Source organism: Desulforamulus reducens MI-1 (assembly GCF_000016165.1).
Taxonomy (GTDB): domain Bacteria; phylum Bacillota; class Desulfotomaculia; order Desulfotomaculales; family Desulfotomaculaceae; genus Desulfotomaculum; species Desulfotomaculum reducens.
Genome location: NC_009253.1, coordinates 1,743,004 through 1,755,879 on the forward strand (window position 1 = coordinate 1,743,004; position 12,876 = coordinate 1,755,879).

Annotated in this window: 13 protein-coding genes, 1 tRNA gene, 1 pseudogene, 1 riboswitch and 2 other annotated features; of the genes and pseudogenes, 10 read left to right on the forward strand and 5 right to left on the reverse strand. The window is 40.9% G+C overall.

What is annotated here, in order from left to right; all coding sequences use genetic code 11:
- Positions 1-11: 11 nt before the first annotated feature.
- The 4 genes and pseudogenes from DRED_RS08610 to pdaB all read right to left on the reverse strand — a co-directional run bounded on the left by DRED_RS08610 (position 12) and on the right by pdaB (position 2,389).
- Positions 12-707, reverse strand: a complete 696-nt coding sequence (locus DRED_RS08610; protein ID WP_011877946.1) for a TVP38/TMEM64 family protein — start codon at positions 705-707, stop codon at positions 12-14.
- Between the two features lie 257 nt (positions 708-964).
- Positions 965-1,312, reverse strand: a pseudogene (locus tag DRED_RS08615) (cupin domain-containing protein).
- A 12-nt stretch (positions 1,313-1,324) separates the two neighbouring features.
- Positions 1,325-1,552, reverse strand: a complete 228-nt coding sequence (locus DRED_RS08620; protein ID WP_011877948.1) for a DUF1858 domain-containing protein — start codon at positions 1,550-1,552, stop codon at positions 1,325-1,327.
- Between the two features lie 90 nt (positions 1,553-1,642).
- Positions 1,643-2,389, reverse strand: coding sequence for a polysaccharide deacetylase family sporulation protein PdaB (pdaB, locus tag DRED_RS08625; protein ID WP_011877949.1), 747 nt, complete (start codon positions 2,387-2,389; stop codon positions 1,643-1,645).
- A gap of 141 nt (positions 2,390-2,530) precedes the next feature.
- Between pdaB and DRED_RS08630 the strand changes: the two genes are divergently transcribed.
- The 4 genes from DRED_RS08630 (at position 2,531) to DRED_RS08645 (ending at position 6,330) form a co-directional block, all read left to right on the forward strand.
- Positions 2,531-3,697, forward strand: a complete 1,167-nt coding sequence (locus tag DRED_RS08630; protein ID WP_011877950.1) for a D-alanyl-D-alanine carboxypeptidase family protein — start codon at positions 2,531-2,533, stop codon at positions 3,695-3,697.
- 122 nt (positions 3,698-3,819) lie between these two features.
- Positions 3,820-3,896 (forward strand) — tRNA-Val (locus tag DRED_RS08635).
- 135 nt (positions 3,897-4,031) lie between these two features.
- Positions 4,032-4,544, forward strand: a complete 513-nt coding sequence (locus DRED_RS08640) for a CBS domain-containing protein (protein WP_011877951.1) — start codon at positions 4,032-4,034, stop codon at positions 4,542-4,544.
- Between the two features lie 206 nt (positions 4,545-4,750).
- A riboswitch (glycine riboswitch) is annotated at positions 4,751-4,846 on the forward strand.
- Between the two features lie 113 nt (positions 4,847-4,959).
- Positions 4,960-6,330, forward strand: coding sequence for an alanine/glycine:cation symporter family protein (locus tag DRED_RS08645; protein WP_011877952.1), 1,371 nt, complete (start codon positions 4,960-4,962; stop codon positions 6,328-6,330).
- 449 nt (positions 6,331-6,779) lie between these two features.
- On the opposite strand, the gene DRED_RS08650 is transcribed toward DRED_RS08645, so the two are convergent.
- Entirely contained in the window at positions 6,780-7,049 is a 270-nt protein-coding gene (locus DRED_RS08650) for a hypothetical protein (RefSeq protein WP_011877953.1), read from the reverse strand.
- Between the two features lie 544 nt (positions 7,050-7,593).
- Here DRED_RS08650 and ytxC point away from each other — a divergent pair.
- The 6 genes from ytxC to rplT all read left to right on the forward strand — a co-directional run bounded on the left by ytxC (position 7,594) and on the right by rplT (position 12,793).
- Positions 7,594-8,487, forward strand: coding sequence for a putative sporulation protein YtxC (gene ytxC / locus DRED_RS08655; protein ID WP_011877954.1), 894 nt, complete (start codon positions 7,594-7,596; stop codon positions 8,485-8,487).
- A 130-nt stretch (positions 8,488-8,617) separates the two neighbouring features.
- Positions 8,618-9,220, forward strand: a complete 603-nt coding sequence (locus DRED_RS08660; protein ID WP_011877955.1) for a DUF445 domain-containing protein — start codon at positions 8,618-8,620, stop codon at positions 9,218-9,220.
- Between the two features lie 40 nt (positions 9,221-9,260).
- Positions 9,261-9,474 (forward strand) — a binding site (T-box leader).
- A 60-nt stretch (positions 9,475-9,534) separates the two neighbouring features.
- Positions 9,535-11,442: a threonine--tRNA ligase gene (gene thrS, locus DRED_RS08665; protein WP_011877956.1), complete on the forward strand. Its 1,908-nt coding sequence runs from the start codon at positions 9,535-9,537 to the stop codon at positions 11,440-11,442.
- Between the two features lie 71 nt (positions 11,443-11,513).
- Positions 11,514-11,636 (forward strand) — a sequence feature (ribosomal protein L20 leader region).
- A 22-nt stretch (positions 11,637-11,658) separates the two neighbouring features.
- Positions 11,659-12,189: a translation initiation factor IF-3 gene (gene infC, locus DRED_RS08670; RefSeq protein WP_041274543.1), complete on the forward strand. Its 531-nt coding sequence runs from the start codon at positions 11,659-11,661 to the stop codon at positions 12,187-12,189.
- A 16-nt stretch (positions 12,190-12,205) separates the two neighbouring features.
- On the forward strand, positions 12,206-12,400 hold the full coding sequence (gene rpmI / locus DRED_RS08675) for a 50S ribosomal protein L35 (protein WP_011877958.1): 195 nt from the start codon (positions 12,206-12,208) through the stop codon (positions 12,398-12,400).
- 36 nt (positions 12,401-12,436) lie between these two features.
- On the forward strand, positions 12,437-12,793 hold the full coding sequence (rplT, locus tag DRED_RS08680) for a 50S ribosomal protein L20 (protein WP_011877959.1): 357 nt from the start codon (positions 12,437-12,439) through the stop codon (positions 12,791-12,793).
- The last annotated feature ends 83 nt before the right edge of the window (positions 12,794-12,876 follow it).

A 12,876-nucleotide genomic window follows, 5' to 3' on the forward strand; every position in this document is an offset into this window, starting at 1 on the left:
AAAACCCCTGATTATTGATCGGGGGGTATTTTATGTGGGGGTTTCTTGTTATTTTTAATCTTTCGCGATATCAATGGCCAAGCAACAATAGTAACGAGGATGAGGAGAATCGTTACTTTAGTGGCTAGTCCTTCGGCTTGACTAAAGCTATGACCCAGGGCAGTGTAGATCACAATTTCGGGTACTTTGCCAATGGCCGTGGCAACAAAAAAGCCCCGGAAGGTCATTTTGCTTAAACCGGCTAAGTAGCTGATGATGCTGGAAGGAATCACAGGTATTAATCGGGCCATAAACACCATCCACGGGCCTTCCCGGCAACTCATTTCGTCAACCTTTGCCAGATAGTTTTCTTTCAGATAACGTGATAACATACCTCTTCCAAAACCCCGGGCAACATAAAAAGCAATTGTAGCTCCGAGGATAGAGCCAACCAGTGTAATCAAAATGCCGTACCAGACGCCAAATATAAAACCATTGGCCCCTGCCAGTAAAAAGAGGGGGAGGGGTGTGAAGAGAGTTTGCAGTACCATTAAAGACAGACTTATCACAACAGTCATAGCGCCAAAGGAGCGGATGTATTCTGCCAGATTCTCTGGATTATTAAAATGGTGTGACTGCCAAATTGGGAGGGTATGGATATCAAGAACATAGAATAATACCACGATCAACGAAGCGGCAACAATCATAAAAGTCACTTTTTTTATCATATAATATCCCCTAGCTTATAAGGTTGTGGCAGATTAAATATACCAAAACCCGCTAACTTTGAAAAGGTAAGAAGTTGTAAGTCGTAATATATTATTAAAACCAGTGAAAAATGTTCCCGTTGATTTGGTAGGGGAACATTTTTTGGCATATCGAAAAGTTAAAAACTTTCCGATGTGCACAAGGGCAACTAAGGCTCCGCCCGCGCTAAAAGCTTGGCGTAGACAAGTTTTCCTAAGCAAATTAGAAGTATAAAGTTTTAGGATAGGTTGAAAATAACAATTAAGAGCATTTTAAATCTTTCCTGGGCCACCAGACCATGTGGCACGTTATTTGGCATCACGATTGCTTCACCGCTTTTTACGATGTGTTTTTCATTTCCAATGGTTATTTCCGATTCTCCATCCAATATGTAGACCAGAGCATCCCCGGGGGAGGAATGGGAGCTAATTTCTTCCCCTCTATCAAAGGCAAAAAGGGTCACGCTTAGGGGCTTTCCCTGGGCTAAGGTTCTGCTAACCACCCTGCCCTCTTGTTATTCCACCAGTGAAGAAAAATTAACAGCCGTTGAAAAATCAATATTTTTAATCAAATGTTGACCTTGCATGTCTTATCCTCCTTAGTTTTTGATTATATATCCCTTTTCCTGAAAAGTTTGCTTGATGGTGTCTAAATCAATTTTTTTTAGGGCAGCACCTTTAGGGATGGTCATAACCCTGCCGGCGGTATTTAACATAGCTGGTTTGACAATGTCTTTAAAACCAAGTTCGTGCATAATGTTGGCGATGTCGGGATGTTCTCGGACTAACTCAAAAAGACTTTTTTGCAAATTCAGTATTTTTGTCATGCTATCACCATTTTCTCATTTTCCTTACCTTGCCCCAAAGGGAGCGAAAATATAAACAGCAAGTGGGTCGAAAATAGACCCACTTGCTGTTTAATCGATGGTTCCTTCGCCATGTTTAAGAAGTTCCGAAACAGTTACCAATGTATAACCCTTTTCTTTAAGACCTTCCAGCACCTGGGGCAGTGCTTCAGGCGTTTGGAGACAAGTGTCACTGGCATGCATTAGGATAATTGCACCAGGTTCTGTTTTTTTTAAAACTCGATCCACAATGGCCTGTACACCGGGTTTTTTCCAATCCAGTGAATCGGCACTCCACTGGATGACGCGGTAATTTAGTTCCTCTGCGGTGGTAAGTACCATGTCGTTCCAGTCGCCATTAGGTGTACGAATTAAAGATGGTTCTACGCCGGTGACTTCTTTAATTTTACCATGTGCCGTAAGAATGTTTTTCTTTACTTCATCCTTGTTGTATTCGCTTAGGTTTACGTGTTCTTCACCGTGGCTGGCTATTTCATGTCCCTCTGCCACAATTCTTTTGGGAAATTCAGGGTGTTTTACGGCCCAGGGACCCGAAATGAAAAAGGTGGATTTAACATTGTGTTTTTTTAAGGTATCCAGAACCGGACCCGGCACTTTGGTGCCCCAACTAATATCAAAGGTTAAGGCCACCACCTTTTTATCGGTTTTTACTTTATAAATGGCATATTTTTTTGCAGTGGTTGGCAGCATCTGTTGCTGATATAACATGGTTGTGAAGAAAACGGCACAGAGAAAGAAAGTTCCCAAAAGCAGTACTTGTTTTTTAAATTTACGGTAGTCAAAAACAAAAACTCTCAATACTTACACCCCCTATAAACTATAGTATTTAAATACGTTAAAGGATATGAAAAAACTATAAAATTTTCCCAATGCTGATAACCCTTTCCTGTTATCAGCTGTTGCCTGAGGAGAGAAAATAAGGGCGGAGGAGGATGTAATGTGAATCAGAAAAGAATCATAATTATTTTCCTGAGTCTGCTAAGTATCTTTCTATTGTTGCCGGGAACCCTTTGGGCAGAAACCCAAGGTAAACCGCCTAAAGTTAAAGCTTCCGCAGCCAGTTTAATGGAAGTCGAAAGCGGTAAAGTTTATTTTGAAAAGGATGGAGATAAAAGGCGAGAACCGGCAAGTTTAACCAAGGTTATGACAGCTATTCTAGCCATTGAAAAGGGAAACCTGAAGGATGTTGTGACCGTGCAGCAAAGGGCGGCCAGGGTATCGATGGGGCAGGATATTGGTTTAAATATTGGAGACAGACTCTACCTGGAAGATTTGTTAAAGGCGGCATTAATGTATTCAGCAAATGATTCAACTGTAGCCATAGGCGAGCATATTGGGGGGAGTCATGATCAATTCGTAAAAATGATGAATGAAAAGGCCGTTGCACTTGGTTTAAAAAACACGCATTTTGCCAACACCAATGGTTTTCACCATCCAAATCATTATACAACTGCCAATGATTTGGCTAAGTTAACTTGTTATGCTTTGCAGAATAAAACCTTTGCAGAATTTGTTCGTACCAAAGAGGCAACCATCACTTGGTTGCCCAAGGAAACTGCAGTAAAAACAGGTAAAAAATCCGAGGCAGAAACCGTGAAACAACGTGTATTGCGAAATACCAATAGGCTACTAAGATCTGACTTTGAGGGCATTAATGGTGTAAAAACAGGTACAACGCCCAGAGCGGGTAATTGCTTAATAGCTTCTGCCACCAGAGAAGGACGGCAATTGGTAGTGGTGATCTTACATAGTAATAATCGGTGGAACGATGCAACCCGATTGTTGGAATATGGTTTTAATGAGGTAAAACCAGTGGTGCTGGTGGAAAAGGATGAAGTATTGTCAACAATGCCAGTTTTAGAGGGGGTAGAAAATAAAATAACCCTAGTGACAGCTAAGAAACTAGAGGTTTATGTGCCAAGCGTTGATATGGATAAAATAGAAAGAAAGATTCACTTAAAGCCCACACCAATGGCGCCCGTTAAACAGGGAACAAAACTAGGCCAAGCGATATTTACTGTAAAGGGAAAAGAAATTGCTTCGGTGGATTTGGTAGCTAATCAGAATATTGAGCGATTGCCCTGGTATAAGCGTATTTTTAACTAAGAACTGACTGTGTAGCACTGTCTTATAGGCAGTGCTATGATAATTTTATACATAACAGCTTGACTTTTTGGGTTGCATCGTTTATATTAATTTATGCAAATGGTGAAAATGATTTTTAAAATGGGACGTTAGCTCAGATGGTTAGAGTGCTGCGTTGACATCGCAGAGGTCACTGGTTCGATTCCAGTACGTCCCACCAAATATATTTTTTGGATGTTTATCTTTTTTTGGATAATTAATATTTTAGTGGTTTGTAATGACTCAGAGGGGTAACTTCTGGGTTTTTTGGTTTTCATTATGCTATATATTATACTGCCAGTTTAGGAGGTAAACTATGAAACATATACCCGTTAAAGAAATTATGATCAGTTTAGAAGATTATTTGACAGTAAATCAGTTCGACACAGTAAAGGATGCCATACAAAAGTTGCAATCTTCATTTAAACTGGATAATAAAGGAATTGCCACGGGCCATACGTCACTTTTAGTGGTGAATGATAAGGGACATTTGGTTGGGTTGCTTACCATCAGGGGGATTTTAAAGGCCCTAGTTATGCATGAGGAGAGCAAAGAAATTCCATCTAATTTTCTGTGGACCCTATTTGTGTCAAAGTCTTATAAGACGGCTTCGGAGATTCCGGTTCGTCGTATTATGAGAGACCGTCATATTTTTTCCATTGGTCCAGAAGAGGATATTATGAAGGCGGTGCAGATGATTGTTGCGAATAAGGTCAATGCACTACCAGTGGTTGAAAAGGGTAAAGCTGTTGGTATTATAAGATCTAAAGATATTTTTGGTATGATTGGTGATTTAATTGACAATACGGATATGGATGAAATGGAATAAGGGTCGTCCGTCTTGTGGGGACAATAGTAATAAATAATTAGAATATAGAAACTTCTTTCTAAAATATTGCACATTTTCAAAAATATATTAAAATATCATTGTACAACTGAATAATAAACTGGATGATGCATACGGGAGAGTGGCAGTAAATGCCCGCCGAAGGAGTTATACTCTCAGGTGCTTTGATTAAAAGTGGAACCGTAAGTGGACAGGACTCTGGAGAGACCCATAATTGGGCGCCGAAGGTGCAAACAGCTTATAAGAGCTGTAAATCTCTCAGGCAAAAGGACAGAGGGTAGAAGAAAAAAGCAAACCGTTTTGGACGGCATGCTTTTGCTTCCTATTCTGTCTCTCTGGAGTCAAATCAATAAGATTTGACTCTTTTGTAGTTTTAAGTGAAAAGGGAGATGGCGAAATGGATTTTTTAAAAGTTCTTGATCAGGTGGATAGTTTCGTTTGGGGTCCACCGCTATTAATCTTATTAGTGGGCACAGGAATCTGGCTAACCCTGAAACTTCAATTGATTCAGTTAACTCGTTTACCAATGGCCCTAAAGCTTATCTTTAAGGCGAAAAACGATGGTTCTGGAGATGTCAGTAGTATTGGTGCCCTATGCACTGCACTGGCAGCCACCGTTGGTACTGGAAATATCGTTGGGGTGGCAACTGCTGTCGGGACCGGTGGACCCGGGGCCATCTTTTGGATGTGGATGGCGGCCTTCTTTGGTATGGCTACAAAATATGCCGAAGGTCTATTGGCGGTTAAATACCGGACCGTGGACAAAAATGGACAAATCTCCGGTGGTCCAATGTACTATATTGAAAAGGGGTTAGGACGTAAATTTCGCCCCCTGGCAATAATGTTTGCAGCCAGTGGCATCCTGGTAGCGTTTTTTGGTATTGGTACCTTCCCCCAGGTAAATGCCATTGTTGATGCTTGTAAACTATCTCTGGGTATCCCGCCTTATGCAACGGCGGCGGTGGTTACTGTTCTTGTGGCCTTGGTTACCATTGGTGGTTTGAAGAGCATTGCCAATGTTGCAACCAAAGTGGTACCCTTTATGGCTATATTTTACATATTAAGTTGTGCTTACGTTTTGATAACCTTTGCAGATAAGCTGCCTGCGGTCGTAAATCTTATTCTTACCAGTGCCTTCTCTGGAACAGCTGCGGCAGGTGGTTTTCTAGGTGCCACTGTTATGCTGGCAATTCGTAATGGTGTGGCTAGGGGCGTATTCTCAAATGAATCCGGTTTGGGGAGTGCTCCCATTGCAGCAGCTGCGGCGAAAACAAAATGGCCCGCAGAACAGGGGTTAATATCTATGACAGGTACCTTTATTGATACCATTATAATCTGTACCATGACAGGATTATCTTTGGTGGTTACTGGTGTTTGGACAGGTGAAGCTAAGGGTGCGGCCATGACAAATGAGGCCTTTGTTTCGGCACTTCCTGGCATAGGTCCGGTAGTTCTGACCCTTGGCCTGGTTTTGTTTGCCTTTACCACTATTCTAGGATGGAACTATTACGGTGAACGCTGTTGTGAATATCTCTTTGGAATAAAAGGTATTAAAGCTTATCGATTGATATTCATTGGGCTGGTTGCCACGGGAGCTTTCCTAAAGTTGGAAGCTATATGGCTGCTGGCAGATATTGTAAACGGCTTAATGGCCATACCTAACTTGATTGCCTTATTGGGCTTAACCGGCGTAATAGTTTCTGAAACCAAACGATACCTTGATTATGTAAAAATTCAAGACGCTAAGGATCATACCAAAGCAGCTTAATCATTTAAAGAAGGGCCTGGTCACTTTCAACCAGGCCCTTCGCAAGTTTCGTAAGTTTCCCTGTTTTTTTCGTGTCTCCATGTACTCACGGTACATTTTATTTGCAGCCTCAGCCACCCTTACCGATCATTCTGAAAAACAATATAACGAAAACAATAATGGCTATATAAGATGCAATGGTGCTAAAGTCCAAGATGCTAGCCTCCTTTCTTTCTAGTAAAAATTTCGTGATCTTAGATTGAAATTCCTTTCTGTCATAATCAAAATTATGATTCTATGTATGCTATAATGTTATCGATATTTTATTTGGGAGGGGTTTAGGTTGGATATCAGATTTATGATAGGCATAGGATTTCTATTAGTGGCTGCTTTTATTTATTTTACTAAAGTCGTGTAGGAAATTTTTCATATAAAAAAACCGCCGAAAATCAAAAACGGCGGTTTTTTCCTTATTGTTTGTTTTGGGATTTGGTGGCTGCATGGCGCTCTAGACCAAGGATTTCTTTGATATCTGTTACCACTGGATTAACCTGTTCGGACAAAGCCTCTAGTTTTGCCAATAATTCCTGAATCTTTTCTAGTTTTACTTCGGCCTTTTGGATAGTTGATTTCGCGTCCCAACGTGGGAAGAAGGGGGCCTTTGCCATGTTGATCTGGTGTTTTAGGGATCGTATCTCCGCTTCGCAGAGCTGTTTAAGTTCTTCGAATTTATTCAGCATACAACAACACCTGCCTTTTTTCCCATAATATTGAACAATAACTAAAAATGTGTATGTATACCAAAGAAAATCCAAACCAAGTTTACTGAATAATCACAAAAAGAATCTTTGCAACCTTTTCTTAATATCTTCCTTTTGCGCCTGCAAGCTGTATTGATGCACAAATTTCTTTGCCGATGATTGAGCCAGTCGGTGATATGGCAGCCGGAGAAAAAAAGAAACCTTATCAGTGTTAGGACGCGGAAAGATGAAGGAAACGCTTCTTGCCAGAAGTAGGGTGCTTCTGTGGTTAATGATTATGGTTGTGATCTTGGGAATCATTATGTTGGAAAGATAAAAATTTACAAAGTCTTGCAAGGCTAAAAATAATCCTCAATTACTCCATAGTCAGGATTGATCTTTAATTTTTACATGGGATAGCAACATAGAAAAATGACTATACTGCAATTAGAAGAAGATAAATTTAAGAATCGGCCAAATTTCATCCAGTATACAAAAAAGTACCTCTCATATACTGATAGTAAAGGAAGGGGTGATTGAGGAGATGAGTCAATGTTTCTCCATTGGAGCCACCCGGCATATTGATTTGTTGAAAGATAAGCTGGGTAGGGAACTTCCCCTAAATGAGGGTAACAATTTAATTGTAAAACTCACGGAGAAACCCATTGGGAATATAACTTTTTTATCCTTCGATTTCAATGGAGCTTTATGCTGTGGCGGGCCCCTGGAAGATGAGTTGTTATTCAGGCACTTTGTGGCAGACATTATATCTGACCTTATTCTGAATCAATGGGAAAAGGCAATTATGGCAGATGTCATTAAGGAAAATTACTTTTTCTTCAATGAAGATGAAAAAAAAATAATCTACCAGTATTCCCAGGATTACGCCAAAGGTGAAAGGGTTTTTATCGGTTGTATGGATCGGTTAGATCGAAAAAACTTAATTATAAAGAGACTTGTAGAATTTTTGGAGCAGAGCAACAACCTTGTCATTGATGGCTTTATAAGATTCCGCCTTAAGGATTACATAAACGAGATTAAAGAGGCGGTTGATCAGGCAGTGGATGATTTTTTAATGGAAAGAGAATACCGAGAATTTATTCAGCTTCTGAAATACTTTGTTGAGATTCAGGACTCAAAGGTAGATGTTGTAAATGTTTTAATGAACCAAAGGGGAACATATAAACTTTATGATGAAAATAACGAACCCATAAGTAGTGAGTTTTTAGAGGGGTTCATTTTAGATATTATGGATAATGAGATTAATTATGAGGACTTATTAATAAGCGCGCTTATTACTATGGCACCTAATAAAATAGTATTTCATTTTGGTGCATCCCATAAACCTGAGACCACCATTGACACCATAAAACATGTTTTTGAAGGAAAAGTTGAAGAATGTCCTGGCTGTAAATTATGTCAAAATCAGCAACAATAAGAAGAAAACTGCCACCATAGGCGGTTTTCTTCTTATTATGGCACACCATGATATCCTATAATCTATTGCACCACCCCTTACATTCTGATATAGTAAATGTCGTTAATTGACGAATGGGGGTTATGTAAAGGTGCAATGGTGGACGGTTATCATAATACCTGTCATAGGTGCCTTTATTGGTTGGGTTACAAACTTAATTGCTGTAAAGGCAATATTTAAACCCTATCAGCCGGTTCATATTATCGGTACCTTTTCCATACAAGGAGTTGTGCCGAAAAGGAGACAGGAACTGGCCAGGAGCATCGGGGAAGTGGTTGAAAAAGAACTTCTTAAGGCAGAAGACTTGATTAACCAAATGAAATCACCGGAAATTCTAAATAAGATTGTGGATACGGCCACTGATTCTATACGCAATATGGTGGTTGAACGGATACCCATATGGGTGCCCACCACCATTCGAGCGGTTATTTTGGAGATGATGGGGGACATGCTAAATAAGCAGATGCCTCTAATGATTAATCAAATTGTGGATCAGGCTGGCGGCAGTGTAGCTGAAAAGGTTAAGGTAGCCCAACTGGTAGAGGATCGGTTAAATGATTATGATATTAAACATTTGGAAAAAATAATTCTAACCGTTGCCTCTAGGGAATTGAAACATATTGAAATCATTGGAGGCGTACTGGGATTTATCATTGGACTGGTACAGGTTCTAATCATACATCTATCAGCTTGACATTTTTTAGATCGTCTCCTATAATAAACCCGTAAATGCATATGATGCTATGAAAAGGAAAAGTAAGGCAGTATGGTTGCCCCAGAGAGGAAGTGCCGTGGCTGAAAGCACTTCCCACTAGCTGTCTGAAAGACCACCTTGGAGCAGTTTGCAGAATTTTAGTAAGCAAACCGGTCTGATACCGATATCATCCTTTGAGGTGGGAGCAATGTCTCCAACCAGGGTGGAACCGCGGCAACAACCCCGTCCCTGAGGTTATCAGGGATGGGGTTTTTATTTTTGAAACAAAGTAATCAATTGAAAGGAGCATTTTTATGATTAAAATAACCCTGAAAGATGGTTCTGTTAGAGAATATGCAGTTGGAACCACTGTGTTAGAAGTTGCTAAGAGCATCAGTCAAGGCTTAGCCAGGGAAGCTTTGGCTGGTAAAGTTAATGGTAAGATTGTGGATCTTGAGTATCCCTTAAAGGAAGATGCTGCGTTAGAATTATTGACCTTTAATGATGAAGAGGGAAAAACCGTTTATCGCCACAGTACAGCCCACGTTTTAGCTCAGGCTGTAAAAAGATTGTTCCCAGATGCTAAACTAGCCATTGGTCCTGCCATTCAAGATGGTTATTATTACGATTTTGATGTTGAACAACCCTTTACACCTGCGCAATTAGAACGTATTGAAGAAGAAATGAATAAAATTATTAAGGAAGATATTCCTTTCAAACGGGTGGAACTCTCGCGGGAAGAAGCCTTGGAACACTTCAAAAAACAGGACGAAATCTATAAGATAGAACTTATCACAGATCTGCCCGAGGACGCAGTTATCTCCTGTTACCAACAGGGGGATTTTGATGATCTCTGTGCTGGGCCCCACGTACCTTCCACTGGACGCTTAAAGAGTCTTAAGCTGATGAGCATTGCCGGTGCTTATTGGCGGGGCAGCGAGAAAAACAAAATGCTGCAGCGTATTTATGGCACATCTTTTCCCAAAAAGGCCATGCTGGATGAACATCTCTTCCGCATTGAGGAAGCCAAGCGCCGTGACCATAGGAAATTGGGGCAGGAATTGGATCTCTTTAGTATTCAGGAAGAGGGACCGGGATTTCCTTTCTTCCATCCCAAGGGCATGGTTTTACGCAATGAATTGGAAAATTTCTGGCGTCAAGAACATAAAAAACGTGGTTACCAGGAAATTCGCACACCCATTATCTTAAATCGCAGCATGTGGGAGCAATCCGGCCACTGGGCCCATTATAAGGATAATATGTACTTTACCAAAATTGATGAAGCAGATTATGCCGTAAAGCCCATGAACTGTCCAGGCAGTATTTTGGTTTACAAAACTAGAATGCACAGCTATCGCGATCTGCCTTTGCGCTGGGGTGAACTGGGCCTTGTACACCGCCACGAGTTGTCTGGCGCTTTGCACGGCTTAATGCGTGTGCGTTGCTTTACCCAAGATGATGCACATATCTTCATGCTGCCCAGTCAGATTAAGGACGAGATTATTGGTGTTATTGATCTGTTTGATTACTTCTATAATACCTTTGGTTTAAATTACCACGTAGAACTCTCCACCCGTCCGGAGAAATCCATGGGTTCCGATGAAATGTGGGAAGTTGCAACCAACTCCCTCCGCGATGCTCTGGAGGCCAAAAAGATGGATTATAAAGTCAACGAGGGCGACGGAGCTTTCTATGGACCTAAAATTGACTTCCACTTAACTGATAGTTTGGGTAGAACTTGGCAGTGTGGTACCATTCAATTAGACTTCCAAATGCCGGAAAGATTCAATCTGAACTATGTTGGGGAAGACGGTCAGAAGCACCGTCCTGTTATGATCCACAGAGTTGTTTTTGGCAGTATTGAACGATTTATTGGTATTCTAACAGAGCACTTTGCTGGAGCCTTCCCGGTTTGGTTGGCACCTGTACAGGTGAAAGTGCTGCCCATTACCGATAGGCATCATGAATATGCCCGGGAATTAGTAAAGAGATTGCAAGGGCTGGATATTCGAGTGGAACTGGATGCCAGAAATGAAAAAATCAACTATAAAATCCGGGAAGCCCAGACCCAGAAAATTCCTTACATGCTGGTGATTGGTGATCGAGAAATGGAACAAGGAGCCGTTGCAGTACGTGAGCGTGGCAAAGGCGATGTTGGCGCCATTTCGGTGGGAGATTTTATCAAGAAAATAGAAGATGATATTCAAAACAAAACGATATAATAAAGCTAAAGGAAAAAACCTTGACTGCTCAGGCAAACCATGGTACAATTACTCCTGTTGAACTTAATACTATATTAAAGTAGAAGCATCCCGCTTCTCACCTTACAACCGAGGTTCGTAGGGTCTTATTACACAATATGTTTTTAAAATTGTGTCTATTAGCGGGTGTTTATCACCCGCTTTTTATTTTTTGTTTGACCTATTATATGGAGGTGAATATATATTTCCAAACAAGAGCAACGCATTAATGAGGAGATTCGAGCACGTGAAGTACGGGTAGTAGATGCTGAAAATAACCAACTGGGTATTATGTCTACGAAGGAAGCCCTGCGTTTGGCAGAGGAAAAACAACTGGATTTGGTTGAGGTTGCTGCCCAAGCAAAACCGCCGGTTTGCCGTATTATGGATTATGGCAAGTTCAAATATGAGCAAAGCAAGCGGGAAAAGGAAGCCAAGAAAAGGCAAAGAATCATTCAAGTTAAAGAAGTTAAATTACGCCCTCGCATTGAGGACCATGACTACTCCACAAAATCCAAGAATGCCGAACGATTCCTTAAAGATGGTGATAAGGTCAAGGTTACGATCATGTTCCGAGGTAGAGAAATTGTCCATACAGAGTTGGGGAGAGCCCTATTGGAACGTCTGGCCCAAGACCTAAAAGATATTTGTATTGTCGAAAGACATCCTAAGCTTGAAGGTAAAAACATGATTATGATCTTAGCACCAAAAAATGAAAAGCAAGACTAGAAAGGAGTTGCCCTAAATGCCTAAAATTAAAACCCACCGTGGGGCTGCTAAGAGATTTAAGAAAACTGCCACTGGAAAAATTCGTGGTTGGCACGCTTTTCACAGCCACATTCTAGGTAAAAAGACTGCTAAGCGCAAGCGCAACCTACGCAAGTCTACCATTATTCATGAATCCGATGCAGTTCGTATTAGTAGACTGTTGCCCTATTAAAGTTTGATTTTTTTCAAGTAGAAGGAGGTAATCATCATGCCACGGGCTAAAAGCAGTGTGGTTTCTCGCAATAGACACAGAAAGATTCTAAAGTTGGCCAAAGGTTATAGAGGTTCCCGCAGTAAGCTGTTCAGGGTAGCCAACCAGGCCGTAATGAAAGGTTTATTCTATGCTTACAGAGACCGTCGTCAGAAGAAACGTGATTTCCGTAAGCTTTGGATTGCTCGTATTAACGCAGCCACTCGCATGAACGGGTTGTCCTACAGCCGTTTTATCAACGGTCTGAAAAAAGCTGGTGTAGAGGTAAACCGTAAAATGTTGGCAGACTTGGCAGTAAACGATGCCAAAGCATTTGGCCAACTGGTTGAGCTTGCAAAGTCCAAGCTCGCCTAAGTTAAATAAAAACATATTATATGAATAACCCAAAGCATGGTCTTAGACCATGCTTTTATTTGCTTGTTAGGAAGTAGTAAAGT